18 protein-coding genes are annotated in these 17074 nt (G+C 64.4%); all 18 read left to right on the top strand.

Features of this window, described 5'->3' with window-relative positions; all coding sequences use genetic code 11:
• The first annotated feature begins 102 nt into the window (after positions 1-102).
• Positions 103-2325 (top strand): POTRA domain-containing protein, encoded by a 2223-nt coding sequence (locus tag VGG51_15125; protein ID HEY1884360.1) that lies wholly within the window; start codon positions 103-105, stop codon positions 2323-2325.
• Between the two features lie 31 nt (positions 2326-2356).
• A complete protein-coding gene (locus VGG51_15120) occupies positions 2357-3160 on the top strand; it encodes an OmpH family outer membrane protein (GenBank protein HEY1884359.1) in 804 nt (267 codons plus the stop codon).
• A gap of 19 nt (positions 3161-3179) precedes the next feature.
• Positions 3180-4442 carry a hypothetical protein gene (locus VGG51_15115; protein HEY1884358.1) on the top strand — a complete coding sequence of 421 codons (1263 nt, stop codon included), beginning with the start codon at positions 3180-3182 and terminating at the stop codon, positions 4440-4442.
• Positions 4439-4846 (top strand): hypothetical protein, encoded by a 408-nt coding sequence (locus tag VGG51_15110; GenBank protein HEY1884357.1) that lies wholly within the window; start codon positions 4439-4441, stop codon positions 4844-4846. The genes VGG51_15115 and VGG51_15110 overlap by 4 nt, the downstream gene beginning before the upstream one ends.
• A gap of 8 nt (positions 4847-4854) precedes the next feature.
• Complete coding sequence (gene lpxD, locus VGG51_15105) at positions 4855-5877, top strand: UDP-3-O-(3-hydroxymyristoyl)glucosamine N-acyltransferase (GenBank protein ID HEY1884356.1); 1023 nt, start codon at positions 4855-4857, stop codon at positions 5875-5877.
• A 33-nt stretch (positions 5878-5910) separates the two neighbouring features.
• The gene (gene lpxC / locus VGG51_15100; protein HEY1884355.1) at positions 5911-6732 is read left to right on the top strand and encodes a UDP-3-O-acyl-N-acetylglucosamine deacetylase; all 822 of its coding nucleotides are present in this window, start codon (positions 5911-5913) and stop codon (positions 6730-6732) included.
• 10 nt (positions 6733-6742) lie between these two features.
• On the top strand, positions 6743-7216 hold the full coding sequence (gene fabZ, locus VGG51_15095; protein ID HEY1884354.1) for a 3-hydroxyacyl-ACP dehydratase FabZ: 474 nt from the start codon (positions 6743-6745) through the stop codon (positions 7214-7216).
• 14 nt (positions 7217-7230) lie between these two features.
• Positions 7231-7998: an acyl-ACP--UDP-N-acetylglucosamine O-acyltransferase gene (lpxA, locus tag VGG51_15090; protein ID HEY1884353.1), complete on the top strand. Its 768-nt coding sequence runs from the start codon at positions 7231-7233 to the stop codon at positions 7996-7998.
• Between the two features lie 12 nt (positions 7999-8010).
• The gene (locus VGG51_15085; GenBank protein HEY1884352.1) at positions 8011-9120 is read left to right on the top strand and encodes a hypothetical protein; all 1110 of its coding nucleotides are present in this window, start codon (positions 8011-8013) and stop codon (positions 9118-9120) included.
• Positions 9121-9127: 7 nt separating this feature from the next.
• Positions 9128-9871, top strand: coding sequence for a metallophosphoesterase (locus tag VGG51_15080; GenBank protein HEY1884351.1), 744 nt, complete (start codon positions 9128-9130; stop codon positions 9869-9871).
• A complete protein-coding gene (locus VGG51_15075) occupies positions 9868-11031 on the top strand; it encodes a hypothetical protein (GenBank protein HEY1884350.1) in 1164 nt (387 codons plus the stop codon). The genes VGG51_15080 and VGG51_15075 overlap by 4 nt, the downstream gene beginning before the upstream one ends.
• The gene (locus tag VGG51_15070) at positions 11031-12221 is read left to right on the top strand and encodes an O-antigen ligase family protein (protein HEY1884349.1); all 1191 of its coding nucleotides are present in this window, start codon (positions 11031-11033) and stop codon (positions 12219-12221) included. The genes VGG51_15075 and VGG51_15070 overlap by 1 nt, the downstream gene beginning before the upstream one ends.
• Positions 12221-12769 carry an LPS export ABC transporter periplasmic protein LptC gene (gene lptC, locus VGG51_15065; GenBank protein HEY1884348.1) on the top strand — a complete coding sequence of 183 codons (549 nt, stop codon included), beginning with the start codon at positions 12221-12223 and terminating at the stop codon, positions 12767-12769. The genes VGG51_15070 and lptC overlap by 1 nt, the downstream gene beginning before the upstream one ends.
• On the top strand, positions 12766-13509 hold the full coding sequence (lptB, locus tag VGG51_15060) for an LPS export ABC transporter ATP-binding protein (protein HEY1884347.1): 744 nt from the start codon (positions 12766-12768) through the stop codon (positions 13507-13509). Before lptC ends, lptB begins: the two co-directional genes overlap by 4 nt.
• Before the next feature lie 7 nt (positions 13510-13516).
• The gene (locus VGG51_15055; protein HEY1884346.1) at positions 13517-14620 is read left to right on the top strand and encodes an LptF/LptG family permease; all 1104 of its coding nucleotides are present in this window, start codon (positions 13517-13519) and stop codon (positions 14618-14620) included.
• Positions 14617-15555 carry a DUF3084 domain-containing protein gene (locus tag VGG51_15050; protein ID HEY1884345.1) on the top strand — a complete coding sequence of 313 codons (939 nt, stop codon included), beginning with the start codon at positions 14617-14619 and terminating at the stop codon, positions 15553-15555. Before VGG51_15055 ends, VGG51_15050 begins: the two co-directional genes overlap by 4 nt.
• Before the next feature lie 14 nt (positions 15556-15569).
• Positions 15570-15974 carry a hypothetical protein gene (locus VGG51_15045; GenBank protein HEY1884344.1) on the top strand — a complete coding sequence of 135 codons (405 nt, stop codon included), beginning with the start codon at positions 15570-15572 and terminating at the stop codon, positions 15972-15974.
• Between the two features lie 153 nt (positions 15975-16127).
• Complete coding sequence (locus tag VGG51_15040) at positions 16128-17051, top strand: hypothetical protein (GenBank protein ID HEY1884343.1); 924 nt, start codon at positions 16128-16130, stop codon at positions 17049-17051.
• Positions 17052-17074: the final 23 nt, after the last annotated feature.

Here is a 17074-nt window from a genome sequence, read left to right as displayed (position 1 = left end):
GAGGTGCCCGTGCTAAACACGCCAGCCACGTCGAGAGCAGATTGAGAACAACTTTTTCAGATGACCTTTGACCCCCGACGCGTCCGCGCAAGCAGATGGCGCTTGGGCATCATTCTTCCGCTGCTCGCGATGCTTCGGCTGAGCCTTGCGCCCGCGATAGCCGCGCCCGCGCCCGCGGCTCCGAAGATTGTGTCCGTAGACATCACCGGCAACCTCCACGTTCCGACGTCGACGATCATGTCGGTGATCGGGGCGCGGCCGGGGCAGCCGTACGATCCCAAGACCGTCCAAGACGATCTCGCGCGAATCAACGCTCTGGGCTATTTCGCCGATATTGCGCCGCCGCTGGTACGCGCGCGTCCCAACGGTGTGGCCATCACCTATCGCGTCGTCGAGAATCCGGTTATTACGAAGATCGACTTCACCGGAAATCAGAAAGTGCCGAGCGACACGCTTTCGGCGCTCATGGACCTCTCCGTCGGCCAAGTCTTCAACACGAATACTTTCCGGCAAGACGTACTGAAGATCAATAATTACTACGAGCGCATCGGCTACGGCGGCCAGGTGCCGACGCACGTCAAAGATATCAATCTCGACTCGAAGACCGGCGCCTTGACGCTGACGATTCAAGAAGGCTTGATCGTCAAGAACATCGAGATCGGCGGCGACCCCCTGCTCCCGCCGCAGCTGATTCTGCCGGCACTGACGCTCAAAGAGGGCAGCGTCTATTCCAACGCCGTTCGCGACGCCGACGCGAAAGCGCTGCAGAAGCTCTACGAGAACCGCTTCCACCTCGAGCTCGGAAACTTCGAAGGCGGCATCGTGCCCTCGTCGATCGATCTCAAAGCCGGGACGGCGGACGTGAAATACAATATCTACGTCGCGCGCATCGAGGTCGTGGAGATCACCGGCAACACCCGAACGAAGGACAACGTCATCCGCCGCGAACTGCGGGAACGCCCCGGCATGGTTCTCAATACGGACGCGATCAAACGCGACTACGAGCGCCTCAACGCGCTGAACTTCTTCTCGAAGGTCGAGCCGGACATCAAGCCGGGCCCGGACCCGAAGAAGCCGCAGGACGTCACGGTCGTCTGGCACGTCACCGAGCAGCGTACCGCGTCGGCCTCGGTGGGCTTCGGCTATTCGGGCGGCTTGACGGGCCTGGGCCTCTATGCGACGCTCGGCCTAACCGATACCAACCTGCACGGCACCGGCAACTCGGCTGGAATTCAGTTTGAGGAGGGCGCTCGGACCGGCGTCGCCCAGCTCAACTTGTCGATCCCCTACCTCGGCAATACCCCCCAGGGACAGCGCTACACCGCCGGGGGGTCGATCTTCTTCAACCACTCTACGTACTATTATCCGGTCTATAGCATCACCGGAAGCGGAAGCTCGGTCGCGAGCAATCCAAACGTGCCGATCCCGGTTACGCTCTATCCGAGCTCGAGCTCGCAGCAGCTTGGGAATATCGTCGCGACCAGCACGTCCAGCTCCAACGGGGTCACCGGCAACGTCGGCCGCCGCCTCAGCGATTACACGATCCTGTCATTTGCGGTCACCGGAGAGAAGATCCGGTACGACACGAACGTCCCGTCACCGTATTATTTCCAAGGCAATCAGCCGAACATCTTCGTGGGGCCGTCGCCCTCGCCGATCAGTTCGTCGCAAAATCAGTACGGCGGCTCGTTCGGTATCGCGGCGTCCTCGATCGCCAACGTCAACACGGGCTCGCCGTACAATCTCATCACGACCGGATTGAGCTTGCAGTCGATCACGCTCGACGATCCGTTTAATCCGCGCGAGGGTGTGAAGGCGCTGCTCAACACGACGTTATCTACGCCGACGTTCGGCTCGAACTTCTCCTTTACGCAGAGCACGATCGATCTCGCGAAGTTCTTCCCGATTCTGCGGGACGCGACCATCGGCGTTCACGGCGTTGGCTACCTGTCGACCGGCGTCATTCCGCCGAGCTCGCTCTTTACGTTTTCAGACCAGCAGATGCGTGGCTATAACCAAGTCTTTTACGCGACCAATGCGTACCTCGGTCAGATTGAGCTGCGCCAGCCGCTGGCGCTCGACCGCCGTATAACCCTGGCGTTCTTCGTCGACGAACTCGACTATCGAATCCGGGGAGCCTATCCGCTGCTCAATCCCTACACCAACCGGATCACCGGATACCCCTCGGACTGGGCACTTTTGGGCGATGCCGGCGCCGGCATCCGCTTTGACGTGCCGCAGCTGGGCCTCCGAACGGTGCGCATCGATTTTGCCAAGGGTCTCTACGGTACGCACACGAGCTTCGGAATCGGGCAAAGCTTCTAGGCGCCCCGGCGCGAAGCTTCAGAGAAGGAAGATGAAAACTCGATCAATTATTCTCAGCGCCGCCGCATTGCTGCTGGCGGCCTCGCTTATGCCGGGCGCCATAGCGGCCGACCTCACCGACGTCGCCTTCGTCGATCAAGCCGACGTCGCCAACCTGCCCGTCTTTTTGAGCGCGAATCGTCAGCTCGCGGGGTTCAAGGCTCAGATGGACGCGCAGTACAACGCGCAGATCGCCCACGCCAGGTCCGATGCCGACAAGCAGAGGATAACGATGCAGTTTCAGCAGCAGCTCAACGACAAGCAGCGTGAAGTCGTCGGGCCGCTTTTCCAGCGAGTGCAGCTGGCGATCGCGGCGGTTGCGGCAGCACACAACGCCTCGGTCGTGGTCGATAAGCGAATCGTGATTTACGGCGGCCAAGACATCACCAAAGACGTTGAGACGATTTTCTCGAGCCCGCAGGCGGTCTCCCCAGCGGCGGCCTCCCCGCCGCCGTCGGAGATCGGTTTCGTCGACCAGAGTGCGCTCGACGGAATTCCGAAGGTGCAGACCGCGAATCAGCAGATGTCGCAGTTCGAGAGTACGCAGCGACAGCTTTACGCCGCGAAAATGGCCGAGGCGAGGGGCAACAGCGACAAGCAGCAAGTCCTCACCGCCTATAACAAGTTGATTTCCGATAAGCAGGATCAGCTGCTCAAACCGCTGGTCGACGCCACGAAGTCGGCGACCGCCGACGTCGCGCGCAGAAAGAAGCTGCTGCTCGTCGTCGATCGCGCCGATATCGTTTATGGAGGCACGGACATCACCACGGATGTCCAGAATGAGCTCTCGAAATAGTGCCGCAGCATTGCTTGGCATGCTAGCGACGCTCGCTGCCGCGGTTTTGCCGTCGGGCTGCGGCGTCAACGTGCACTCGGCCGCGATCCGCGGCACGGGTTACGTCCGCCTCGACGAAGCCGTCAAGCGCCACCCGCTCTATCCGCAGTTATCGCAGATCGACGATGCGATCGCGGCGATCAACCTTCAGTCTTCCGGCCCGCACGTGCCGCTGACCGCACGCCAAATCGCGACGCAGACGGCGGAGCTCAACCGGGAGCTGCGGGCCGCGCAGGACCGCACCAACAAAATCCTGGCGCAAAAGCAGCGCGACTACACGCTCCGCGAGCAGCAAGCGGTGGCGTCGGCGCTGGATGCCGCGGGGGTCCCGGGCGGGGGCGCGCTCGCCGCCCAGCAGATGAGCGGCGCCTCGGCCGCGCAGGCGCAGCAGGCCGCCCAGGCCGCGAGCGCCGACCTTCAGGCCTATCAGCAGAACGTCATCTCGCAAGACAATGCAGCGACCAACTCGATCGCCAGTCAGCTCGAGACGCAAGCCGCGCAGAAGTATCGCGCGAAGGCCGAAGAGCTTCAGCAGAACGAGACCGATCTGTCGCTTCGCCTTACGCAGCAGGATGCCGGTGCACGCTTAGCGATCAAGATGCGCCTCTCGAATCTCGCCATGGACCCCGAGGCTCGCAAACAGGCGCAGCAACAGCTCGCCGCCATCAACGCAAAGGAGGCGGCACAAGTCGACGCTCTGCGCGGCAGCGACGCGGCAACCTTGCGGGCCTACAAGGCGCAGTTGGATCGCCAAACCTCCGGCGCAATCCGCTCCCAGGTCGGCACGATCACCGCCCAAACGAGGGCGAAACTCGAAGAGCACCGCAGCGAGGTTGGATCGCAGCTGCGCAGTCTGGCGCCGGCTACTGCCTCTCCGAACCTCTCGCCGGGCGTGCGCGCGCAGATCGCCAAGATTGCGCGCCAGTACGCAAGCCAGTTCCAAGCCGACGCGGGCAAGACGCTCGCCGAATACAACGCCACGAAAGCCGATCTCGACCGCCAGTTCGCGGCCATTCACGGGGCCGATGTCGGAGCCACCGGAGCGGCCGCCAGGGAACTCACCTCACTGCAGAAGCGCCGCGCCGAGCTGTACGGACAGATCGTCGGTCAGGTCGAGCGCGACGCAGTCCGCGTCGCCAAGGATCGCGGGCTCAGCATCGTTTTCGTTAACGTTTGGGCCGCTGCCGGCGGATACGACATGACATCCCAAGTCATCAGCGACGTTGAAAGCCAACACGAGTGAAAAAGAATAGATACGCCATCGTCATCACATTTGCAGCGATGCTCGCCGGCTGCGCGGCGCACAGCCAGATCGGGCTGGTGGACGTGCAGCGAATCGTGAGCAACTGGCCCGAGTACCAAGGCTATCAAAATCAACTGGTCTCCGAAGAGCGGTCGATCGCCTCGCGACGGGAGAGCGCGCGGCGGCGAGTGCGCGATGCGGCGGCGCTGCAGCGCAAATACGCAAAGATCACCGACCAGCTCTCGCAGCAGATTCGCGACGCCGCCGGGAAGATCGCCGCGCAAAACCAGATGAAGCTGGTGTTGACCCGTGAGGGCGTCGGTTACGGGGGCACCGACATCACCAGCGACATCGAAAAGTCGATGAACATCACGGAGAAAGCTACTCCCGCGCCGGGAGTCTAGAGGATCCCGTGCTCGGCACGCTGGAGGACCTTGCGCGGCGCGTCGGCGGGCGCGTCGTCGGCGACGGCACCGTTCCGATCGAAACGATTGCAAGCATCGGCGACGCCCGGCCGGGCGCGCTGACTTTTGCGACCTCACCAACGTATCTCGCCGCGGCCTGGCGCAGCGCTGCGGCCGCGGTTTTGATCGAAGAGTCGCTGGCAGCGCCCGACGCGCCCAAGCCGCTGCTCGTCGTCGAGGACGCGCGTCAGGCGTTGGCGGAGCTGCTCGAAAGTCTACGCGCGCCGCGGCCGCGCGGGCCGTTCCGGCACCCGGCGGCATTCGTCGCGCCGGACGCATCGCTTGCGCAAGATGTCTACATCGAAGCCCATGCCTATGTCGGCAGCGGCGTCTCGATCGGAGCAGGGAGCGTCGTGGGCGCCGGCGCCTATATCGGAGAGGGGAGCGCGCTCGGCGAATCGGTCTGGGTCAAGCCGAATGCGAGCCTGATGCCGGGCTGCGTCGTCGGCGATCGGGTCGTTCTGCATTCCGGCTGCGTCATCGGCAGCGACGGCTTCGGTTGGACGTTCGTCGGCGGTCGCGCCGAACGAATTCCACAGGTCGGCAACGTGGTGCTGGAAGACGACGTCGAGATCGGCGCCAACACGTGCGTCGACCGGGCTCAGACGGGTTCGACGGTCATCGGCGCCGGAACGAAGATCGACAACTTAGTTCAGATCGGGCACAACTGCCGGATCGGAAAGCACTGCGTCATTGCGTCGTTGACGGGGCTGGCGGGCTCTACGGCGATCGGGGACTACGTCCGAGTCGCGGGACAAGTGGGATTCAAAGGGCACATCACGGTTGGTTCCGGCGTCACGATCGCCGGTCAAACCGGCGTCTGGCACGACGTCGAAGACGGAGCAACGATCTCCGGTCAGCCCGCGCAGAATCACCGCGACGAGCTGCGGCGACAGGTCATGATTCGCAAGCTGCCAAAGCTGTTCGATCGTGTCGACGCCCTGGAGCGCTCGTCCTCAAGAAAAAACTAAGGCACCTCCGAAGAGGCCCGCGTACCGATTTCAATGATGCAAACGACGCTTCGCGAGAGGCTCTTCTTCGAGGGTGTCGGCCTTCACACCGGAGCGCCGTGTCGCGTCGAGCTGCGCCCGGCAGCAGCCGACGCGGGCCTGTTCTTCGTCGCCGGCGGGGTCCGGATTCCCGCGACGGTCGAATACGTGGTCGACACGACCCGCGCGACCGTTGTCGGCCGCGACGGCGTGAGCATCTCGACGACCGAGCATCTTCTCTCCGCGCTCTTCGCGATGGGGGTCGCAAACTGTGAAATCCTAGTCGAGGGACCCGAAATACCGGTCTGCGACGGAAGCGCCTCACACTTCGTGGCGGCCATCGATGCCTGCGGCTTAGAGGCGCAGTCTCAAGAACGCCGGCGATTGGAACTCTCCGAGCCGGTCTTTGTGCGCGACGGCGACAAGCTGATCGCCGCGCTCCCGTCGCCGTCCTGGCGAGTGCGCTTTATGGCGGATTTCCCCGAGCCGATCGGCACCCAGTATTTCAGCAGCGAAATCGACGAGAGCGCTTACCGGGACGAGATCGCGGGTGCCCGCACCTTCGGATATCTGCACGAGGTGCAAGCGCTCTTGGAGCGCGGGCTGGCGCGCGGAGGAAGCCTCGACAACGCCCTGGTCTTTGGACCCGACGGTCCGATGCAGCCGCTGCGGTGGCCCAACGAAGCGGTGCGGCATAAGGTGCTCGATCTGATCGGCGACCTGGCGTTGCTGGGAGCGTGGCCGCTATGCGAGATCGTCGCGGTCAAAAGCGGGCACGAGCTGCACTGCACGATCACCAACGTCCTGCGTACGCAATTGCGCGTACCGTCTGCCTAGGAGAGCACGATTGGCTGAACTCGATATCCGTCAGATCTTTGAAATCTTACCGCATCGCTACCCGATGCTGCTCGTGGACCGCATCCTCGAGTTCGAGCACATGGTCCACGTGCGCGGCTATAAAAACATTACCTACAACGAACAGATATTCGCCGGGCATTTTCCCGGTAATCCGGTCTTACCGGGCGTCTACATGATCGAAGCGCTCGCGCAGCTCGGCGGCGCGATGATTCTCGAACCCGGCGAGTTCTCTCGCAAGACGCCCTATCTCGCCGGCATCGACAAGGCAAAGTTCCGCCGGCCCGTCGTTCCCGGCGACCGATTGGATATGGAAGTGTCGATGCTGCGCCACAAACGCAACATCGGCTGGGTCAACGCGGAAGCGACCGTCGACGGCCAGTTCGCGTGTTCGGCCGAGATCATGTTTTCGATCGTCTCCGACCCGCGAATGTTTGGGGTCGACTCCACCGTGCTGCACGTTTAAGGGCAGGCCTTTCCGTGCTGCATCCCAGCGCGATCGTTCATCCGAGCGCGGAGATTGGAAAGAATGCCGAGATCGGGCCGTACTGTATCGTCGGCGAGCACGTCGTAATCGGAGCGCGGACGGTTTTGCAGGCGCACGTCGTCGTCAACGGCTGGACGAAGATCGGCGACGATTGTCAGCTCTATCCGTTTTCGACCGTCGGCGCCGCGTCGCAGGATCGCAAGTACGCCGGGGAGCGCGCCTACACTCGGATCGGCAGCCGCACCACGCTGCGCGAATACGTCAGCATCCAGCGGGCGACCGGGCAAGACCAGGTGACCGCGGTCGGCGACGATTGTCTTCTGCTGGCCTACGTTCATATCGCACACAACTGCGTTTTAGGAAACAGCGTAACGATGAGCAATCTCGCGCAGCTCGCCGGCCACGTACAGGTCGCGGACTACGTTACGATCGGCGGACAGACCGGCATCCATCAGTTCACGCGCGTCGGACGCCACGCGATGGTCGGCGGGATGAGCAAACTCACCAAAGACGTGCCGCCCTTCTTCCTCGTCGAGGGGAACCCGTGCCAGCCGTACGGACTCAACAGCGTGGGGCTTCGCCGAGCGGCCTTCTCGCCCGAAGATCGCCAAGAGATCAAGCGCTTCTATAAGCTTTTGTACGACCCGAAGCTCAACGTCTCACAAGCGACCGAAGCGATGAAGGCGCAGGTCACCACGGATCCGGGCCGCGAGATCATCGCGTTCCTAGAGGCGCCTTCGGAACGCGGCGTTCTCAAGTAGAACGAGCGCCCGCTGAAATATTTCATCTCGACCGGGGAGCCGTCCGGAGAGGCCAGCGGGGTTGCGCTGGCAGAGGCGATTCGACGTTACGATCCCGACGCGCAGTTCGAAGGAATCGGTGCGGCGCCGATGCGCGCGGCAGGCATCACGTTGTGGCGCGACCACAGCGGGTGGGCGAGCATGGGTCCGGCCGCGGCGATTCCACGCATTCCCAAACTGCTGCTGGCGATGCTGCAGACGGCCGCACACATCGGCGCGTCGAAACCCGACCTGGTCGTGCTCGTCGACTTCGGTGTCTTCAATCTCCGGCTGGCCCGCCAGCTGCGGCGCATGAACTACGCGGGCCCGATCCTCGACCTTTTTCCGCCGGGGACCTGGCTGGACGACGAGGTGAAGGCGCGCCGCGTTAGCGCCGCTTGCGTTCCGGTGACGGCCTTCAAACACCAGTACGATTTTTATCGCGGGCTCGGATGCCGCATCGAGTTCTTTGGCCATCCCCTGACCGGACGCTACGCGCTGCGTCCGCGAAAGCCGCCGCCGCCGCCCGACGGGGGAACGGTCGCGATGCTTCCGGGCAGCCGCGGCGGCGAACTGCGACGGCACCTGCCGCTCCTGTTGGCGGCATTTGCGCGGCTCGCGGCGCACCGGCCTAACCTGGAGGGTGTGATTGGGGCGGCAAACGCCCGCGCGCAGCGGCGTATCACCGAGACGATCGCACGCGAAGGGTTACACCGGGTGCGGATGGCGCGCGGCGTAGCGGAGGCCTTGCGCGGCGCGGACGGCGCTTGGGTCTGTTCGGGCACGGCCGTCCTCGAAACGGCGCTGCTCGGCGTTCCCGCGGTCGCGCTGTACGTGATTCCGCCGGCACTCATTTGGTACGGCAAGCGCATGATCAGACATCGCTACATAACGCTGCCGAACCTCGTCTTGGGGCGTGAAGTCATTCCGGAGCTGCTGCAAGACGACGCAACGCCGGAGCGTCTCGCCCTGAGGCTCGAAGGGCTCATGACCGACTCGGCCCGCCAGTACGCTGACTATGCGGAGATGCGCGAAGCACTCGGCCCGAGCGATGCACTTGAACGCTGCGCGAAGTTCGCGGTCGAACTCGCGCGCGCCGGTTGACGCGGGCGTGCTTCGCATCTACCATACGTCCGATCTTCACGACCATCGGGGATTCGCACCGCGGCTGCGCGCGCTGCGCGCGCAGCGCCCGGGGCTCTTGTTCGATTGCGGCGATTCGCTGCGCGGCAGCCAAACCGTCTACCACCGCACCGAGCCGATCGTCGGGGAACTCCGCGAAGCCGGCTACGACGCGCAGAGCATCGGCAACCGCGAGTTCCACTATCTGTTTGCGCTCTTGCGCGCTCGCGCGCGGATGATGGGCTATCCGCTGGTCTGCACGAACCTGCGCGACGTCAAGGGACGCGAGCTGCCCTTTGCGCAGTCGCTGCGCTTCGCCGTGCCCGACGGTGTGGGCGGAACTTACCGCGTGCACGTTTTGGGCTTGCTGATCATGCAGTATCCCGTCGGCAGTCTCTGGGAGCGCGTCTTTGGCTGGCGCTTCCTGGATCCGTGGGAGGCGATCGCCCCGTACGCCGCCGCGCTCGCGCCGCGCGAGCCCCTCGTCGTGCTTTCGCATCTGGGGCTCTCGCTCGACGTAAAACTCGCACAACGCGTACCCCGGATCGATTTGCTGCTGGGCGGGCATAGCCACGACACGCTCGCGCAGCCGCGCTACGCCGGAGACGTGCCGATCGTTCACGCCGGCCCGTACGGAGAGTTCGTCTCGCGCAGCGAACTCGTTTACGCGCCGGAGCGGGGCCGGTTCGTGCTCGCCGACTTCGCGTTGCTGCCGCTGCTGGAAGCATCGTGACGCGCGTGCTCTTCGTCTCGAACGGACACGGCGAGGCGGCCATCGCCGATCGCATCGCCCTCGAGATGCGCGCGATGGAGCCCGGATCGATCCGCGACCATCTCGCGTTGGTGGGCGCGAGCGCGGCCGAGTCGATGCGAGAGGTTGGGCCGCGCCGCGCGATGCCCAGCGGCGGTTTGATCGCGATGGGCAACGTCGGCAACTTGCTGCGCGATTTGCGCGCGGGGCTTTTATCGCTGGTGGCGGCGCAGCGGCGTTTTCTGGGCTCGGTGCGCGGATCGTACGACGCGGTGGTTGCCGTGGGCGACGTCTATTGCTTGGCGATGGCGCGGCGCGCGCGAACGAAGACGGTTTTCGTGGGCACGGCGAAAAGCGTGAGCGTGGCGCCCTACGGACGGCTCGAAAAGCGCCTGCTCTCGCGCGCGCAGGCGTGTTTCGTACGCGACGACGCGACGGCACGTGCGCTGCGCGAAGACGGAGTGAGCGTCGAGCCAAGCGCAAACGTGATCGTCGATCTCTTCGGTAACGCGGGGGATGCCGACGCGGCCCGCGCGCACGCCGGTTTCGATCCGGCGCTCGCGCTCTTCCCCGGCAGCCGCCCCAGCGCATACGGCGATGGCGCCTTCTTGCTGCAGGTCGTCGCGGAGATCGCGGTCGCGCATCCGACGGCGGGGGCCGTGCTCTCGATCGCCGCGGGGCTCGATCCGCAGCGCTTCGCAACGCAAGCGCGGCGCGCCGGATGGGAGGTAAGCGGCGCACTCTCTGCGCGAATCCCGTTCGCGCTTTCGGCAAACGGGCGAGCAGTCGTGCGGGCGTGGAACGGGCCGCTCGGCGCGGTGCTCGCGCGCGCCGACCTCGTTCTCGGACAGGCCGGGACGGCCAACGAAGGCGCGGCGGCGGCGGGCGTTCCGGTCGTTGCTTTCGATCGCGAGCGCGACGCCGGGTCCCGCTGGTACCGCCGGCGGCAGCAGGGCCTGCTCGACGGTGCGCTCGCCGTACTTCCCGGCGATCTTCCCACGGCGGTCAGCGGCGTTCTCGACCTCTTGAACGATCCCGATCGACGCCGGCGGATGGCCGAAATCGGGCGCGCGCGCATGGGGAGCCCGGGCGGCGCGCGGCGCATTGCCGCGACTATCCTGGCGCTCGCGCGCGGCGACTGATGCGGCGCTTCATTCCGCCCGGCCTCGCGCTGATCTACTCGGCGCTTCCGCTTTTTCCAAGCTTCATCGCGCTGACCGGGGTGGCGTTTCCGGGTGTGTCGCTGCTGCCTATTCCGGCGACGCTCGCGGTGCTCGGCGGCTGCTGCATCCTTGCCGTCTACGCGATCGTCATGCTCGCGCGATATCCGCTGCGCGGCTCGCAGCCGCTGTTTCTACCGTTGCTCTCGATCTTCGCCGCAGGATTGCTCGCCGGATGCCTGGGCTTCGATCCGCGCTCAGGTCTGCTCTTCACCTTCATCGGCGGGCTCGGCATCATTTGGCACTCCTCGATCATGCGCTTCTACGGCGATCGCTATGCGGCGGCATCGCTCTTCTGCGCGTATCTCCTCTCGGGGGGCATCGCGGCGGCGGTTGCCATCGCAACGGTCGTGCTGCGCGTACCGGCGGCACTCTATGCGCTGCAGCACGGGCGCGCGACCGGAACGTTCATCCTGCCCGGAGAGCTCGCCGGGTACCTGATCGTGCTGCTGCCGGTCGCCTTTGCCGTCGCGCGCGTTGCCAGTCTGCCGGCGATTCGAGCGTTGGCATGGAGCGTCTTCGGCGTCGGACTCATTGCGCTGGTGATGACGTTTTCGCGCGCCGGATGGATGGGCGCGGCGGCGGCGGCGGCCTTCCTGGTCGCTGTGCGTACTCGTCGTCCCGCGGTTGCGGCGGGGGTCGCCTGTGCCGGCCTTTTGGCGATCGTGCTGGTCTTCAACGCGCATCACGATCCGAGCGAAGACTACACGCGCCTCTCGATTTGGCAGGCGGCGATCGAGATCATCAACCGCTTCCCGCTGCTGGGTGTCGGCCCGTTCAACTTCTCGCATCTCTACGCGCTGGTACGCGCGCCGGACGGGGATGCGACGGCATTCCACGCTCACAGCCTCTACCTCACGTTTTTCGCCGAGTTCGGTCTCGTCGGCGTCGCCGCGGTCGCCTGGACGATGTGGCGTTTCGTGCAAGAACTGCAGCGGCGGCTGGCGACCGCCACGCCATCGGCAGCGCTGCTCTCCTGCAGCATCGCTGCCGGCCTGGTCGGGGTAGGCGTTCAAGGCCTGATCGACACCGTGAGCGTGGTAATCTTTGGACTATGGATGCCCACGTTGGCGCTCGCGCTTGCCACGGCGGCCTCTCGCGAGGTTCCCTAGTGCGGCCCATTCGAACGGCTGCGGCGCTCGTTCTAACGACGCTGTGCGCGTGCAACCCGCAGGCGCCCAAAAGGTCCCCATCGCCCCGGCCACGCGCAACGCCGCACGCCAAGGGCGCCGGGCTCACCCTCGTGGTCACCGGGAAAGGCACGGCAGATCGTCCCATCCATTTCATTCAGCAAGTCCACAACCGCATAAACTACGATCTGCTGGCGAGCTCGTACGAGAGCAAGGGCCCGCAGAACAGCATGCGCTCGGTCTTCTCGGATGCCCGGGTTACGTTTCGGGACCCGAAAGGCTCCAGGATCACGGCCAGCGCTCCGCAAGCCGTCGTCGATCAGACCGCGAACACCGTCACGTTGACCGGCGGCGTGGCGGCTCACACAGCGGCCGGGATGACGCTGCACTGCGACGAGCTCGTTTATCGTCGAGACAACGCTAGCTTACACGGAGACGGCAACGTAGTGATTACCGACCCCAAAGGCTTTCGCGCAACCGGGTCCAGTTTCGATTCCGATATTTCGCTGACGCACATGCGGATGCAATGAGCCAGGTCCCCTCGATCAAGGTACGCGGGCTCGTCAAACGCTACGGCGAGCGCACCGTCGTCAACGGCGTTACGGCCGGGGTAGAGACGGGCGAAGTGGTCGGCCTGCTCGGGCCCAACGGAGCCGGCAAGACGACGACGTTCTACATGGTCGTCGGCCTGGTCAAACCCGACGGCGGAAGCGTGCTCCTGACCAACGGCGATCGCGAGATCGATCTGACCGGCGCGCCGATGTACGCGCGCGCGCGCAACGGTGTCGGCTATCTCGCACAGGAGAACTCGATCTTTCGCAAGCTCTCCGTCGGCGACAACATCCGCCTGATCTGGGAGCAGAACGGCGTGCCGCACGACGAGCGCGAACGGCGGCTGCCGGCATTGCTCGAAGAGTTCGGTTTACGCGCTTTCGTCGATGCGCGCGGGGACAGTCTTTCCGGAGGCGAGCGGCGGCGCGTCGAGATCGCCCGGGCGCTGGCGATCGAACCCTCGTTTCTCTTGCTCGACGAGCCTTTCACCGGCATCGATCCGATCGCCGTCGCCGATATTCAAGCGATGATCCGTCAGCTGCGCGACCGCGGTCTCGGGATCCTCATCACCGATCACCAAGTACGCGAAACGCTCGCGATCGTGGACCGCGCGTACATCCTCAACAACGGGCGAATCGAGGTCTCGGGCTCCGCGCAGGAAGTCCTCGACTCCCCGATCGCCCGCCAATTCTATCTCGGCGAAGGATTCCGGTTATAGGCCGCTAGTGCGCTTTACGATTCTCGATCGCTATATGCTGGCCGAGCTGGGCGGTCCGTTCGTCTTCGGCCTGTCGGCATTCATGCTCATCTTCGCGGCGACCGAGATCTTGAACATCGGCAAGCTGGTGAGCAACGATCACGCGCCGCTGTGGGCTGCGCTGACGGTCTTCCTTTGGTCGCTGCCGGCCGACGTCGTGCTCGTGATACCGATGGCGCTGCTGCTCGGCACGCTGCTCGCCGTTCAGCGACTCTCGGGCGAGAGCGAGATGACCGCGATGAAGGCGGCGGGAATTACCTTCACCCGAATCGTGGCGCCCCTGTTGGCCGTCGGTATCGTCATGTCGGTGGTCACGTACTATCTCCAAGAGAGCGTCGTACCGTATGCCAACGATCAGCTCACGGAGATCGAAAACGGCGTGATCAATCACATCAGCGCGTTCAACCGCGACTTGACGGTTTCGGCCCCGCTGCCCGGCGGCGGAAGACAGATGACGATCGCGACCGCGTACGAGCCGAACTCGCGCGCGCTGCTCCACGTAACGCTGATTCAATACGACAACCACAACGAGCCCCGCCAGATCATCTTTGCCGACCGGGCCGAGTTCGGCGCCGATAAGTGGACGCTGGAGAACTCCAGCGTTTATCGTTTCAGTCCCGACGGCACGACGCTCTCCGAGCCGCACATCCCGTTCCAGGAGGTCCAAATCGGCGAAAAGCCAACGGATTTGGTCAAGCGCATGAGCAACGACGATCCCGAGAATATGAGCCGATCGGAGATCGCCGACGTCGTCCGCTCCGGCCAGCTAACCGAGACCGAGCGCCGCAAGTACGTTACGACCTATCAGGAGAAGCTGGCGCGGCCCTTTGCAAGCTTCGTCTTCATTCTCATCGCCATACCGTTTGGATTGCGACAGATCCGGTCGAGCGGCAGCACGAGCCTCGGCTTCGGGCTCTCGTTGGCCATCGTCTTCGTTTACTACGTCGTCATGACGATCTGCTCGTTTGCGGGCGAAGCGATGCTAACGCTGGCCGCACTCTGGGCGTGGATGCCGAATCTGCTGTTCACCGCGATCGGGTTGTTCCGGCTGCGCCGAGCCGCAATGGTATGAGCTTCGTCGAGATCGTCCGCGGGATCGGCAACGTCGCGTTCGTCATGGCGATCGCCGGTGCGGTCGCCTACGTCGGCGATCGCGTCGGCCATCAGGTAGGCCGCCGGCGCTTGAGCCTGTTCGGAATACGCCCGCGTTACACGTCGACGATCGTCGCAATCGCGACCGGTATGGTGATCGCCCTGGTCGTCACGCTCGGCGCGATATTTGCCTCGCAACAGGTGAAGACGGCGTTCTTCAAGCTCAATTCGATCAACGCCCAGATCGGGGAACTCCAGGCTCGCCAGCGCGATCTCGAAACCAAGGTCAACAGCGGGCGGCTCGTCTTTCCGGTCGACACGTTAATGGTCCCGTTCTACCGCATCATCAGCCAGTCGGCGTCACCCGCGCAGCGCCTGTCGACGATTCGCGACTACTACTTCTTTGCGGTGAAGTACGTCAACGCGACCTATCCTCGCTTGGGGCTGCGCCCGTACGTCTTGCCGCCCGACGTAGACAAGAAGCTCAGCGGCGTCGCCAACGATCTGACGACCGCGGCGAAGCTCTCGCAGGCAAACGTCATGCTCACCGTAACCTCGGATCAGAATCTGTTCGAAAACGACCAGATTCACTTCGCGATCAACGTGACGCCGGACATCCGCTACTTTCGCAAGGGTGACACGATCGCGCAGCTCGTGATCCCAGGCAAGAGCGGCGCGAGCATCAACATCGCGCTTTCGCAGCTGCAGAACTACGTCTCGATCACGGCCCGGCGGCTGCAGCTCCCCACGTTCCTTACCGACATTCAGCCGCTTCAGCTAATTCCCGACGCGCAGCAGATGCAGCAGCGAATCTCCCGCCAGGGCACCTTTCTGCTCACCGCGTACGTCGCCGAGGATTTCTATCCGCACGTCGGCGGCATCCCGATCGTGATCGTCCTGACGCCCCGGCCGTGAGCGCGGACGGGGCGGTGCTGGCCATCGACCCGGGGCGCCGCAAGGCCGGCTATGCGGTGCTCTCGGCGCTCGGCACGGTCCTCGAAGCCGGTATCGAGCCGGTCGGGGAGCTGGAGCAGCGTGTGGCCGAGCTGCTCGGAAGGATCGACGTGGAGCGCATTGCGATCGGCCGGGGAACCAACGGCCGTGCGGTTGGGCGGGTCGTCGAGCGCTTCGAGCTGCCGATTTTCTGGGTGGATGAGTTCGAGACGAGCCGCGCGGCCCGAAGCCTCTACTTCGTGGAGCACCCGCCGAGAGGCTGGCGACGGCTGATCCCGATCGGCCTTCAGGTGCCGGGGCGGCCGGTGGACGACTACGCCGCGATCGTCATCGCCCGCCGCTTCCTCGCAAGGGGACTGGGCGCTCAACCTCCAAGCTAACAGACCCCACGCAAAAGCACGCTGAGGCGGCAGCGTCGCACGGGGAATCGACTGGAGAGGAACGGAGGTTTCGTGCGTCGGATCGTCGCCGTCCTAACGAGCGCAGCACTCGCGCTAACGTTGGCGCGTGCCGCACAGGCCAACCTCCTACCCATGCCACGGTCGGAACCGGATCTCGCCTCGCAGCTGATGCTGCGCCTCTTCGGCGAAACTGCAGATTCGACGGCATCCTTTTCCGCGCAAAACGGCGATCGCGTCAGCGAGTCGCCGCTGCACGAGCTCGCGCTGCGCGTACCGGGAACCGATTCGAGCACACCGCAGAACCTGGGAGGCGGTTCGGTCGCCGTGCTGCGGCAACAAATCGCCGTGAGTAGTCTGGGCACCGATGCATCGTATCTCGCGCGCGCGGCCGACGCCGGCCTCCTCTCTACGCAGATCCGTTTCGCACCGCCGGCGTCACAGCCGAGCGAGCAGCTTTCGGGTGCGCAGAGTCCGCTCCTAACGGTCGCCTATCAACCGGTCGCGCCGGTGCCGAACATCTCTCCCGGTCCGGGCACGCTCGCGTTCGATAGCACGTCCTCGCCCGCCGCGCCCGCACTCACCAAGGATCTTCCGCTGGAGTTCAATCCCGATCTCAAAGCGTCAAGAGGATTCAATCTCAGCGTCTCCGGTCAGTACGAAGGGGCGGCTCAGAGCGATATCGGCGGACTTACCGCGACACCCCCCGCCGTACCCGCGTGGCACCTGCCCGATGCCAACGCCGCGTTGGCCGCGCCGAACTATGCCGGCTCGAATAAGGTTTCTTTGCGCGCGGGTCTGGCGGTTCCGGTCATTCACGGCTTGACGCTGAATCTGAACTACGACGCACAGCGATCCTCGGGCGGCTACGTCCTGCCGGGCCTCGAGAACCTCGACGCAGCGAACAACTCCTATATCGGGCGGCTCACCTATACGATTCCCTCCTCGTCGAGCACCCTCTCGGTCTCTGCATACCAGAACCGGTACGGGCAGAGCGTTCTCCCGCTCAACGGCTACACGCAAACCGGCGAAGACGTCAACTTTACCGTCAAGTTTTAGGCCGCTGCAGTCGCGCCCGCTCT

Origin of the sequence: Candidatus Cybelea sp., from assembly GCA_036489315.1 — a bacterium.
GTDB lineage: Bacteria > Vulcanimicrobiota > Vulcanimicrobiia > Vulcanimicrobiales > Vulcanimicrobiaceae > Cybelea.
Note: the sequence above shows the minus strand (reverse complement) of the source record. Positions and strands in the feature narration are given on the sequence as shown.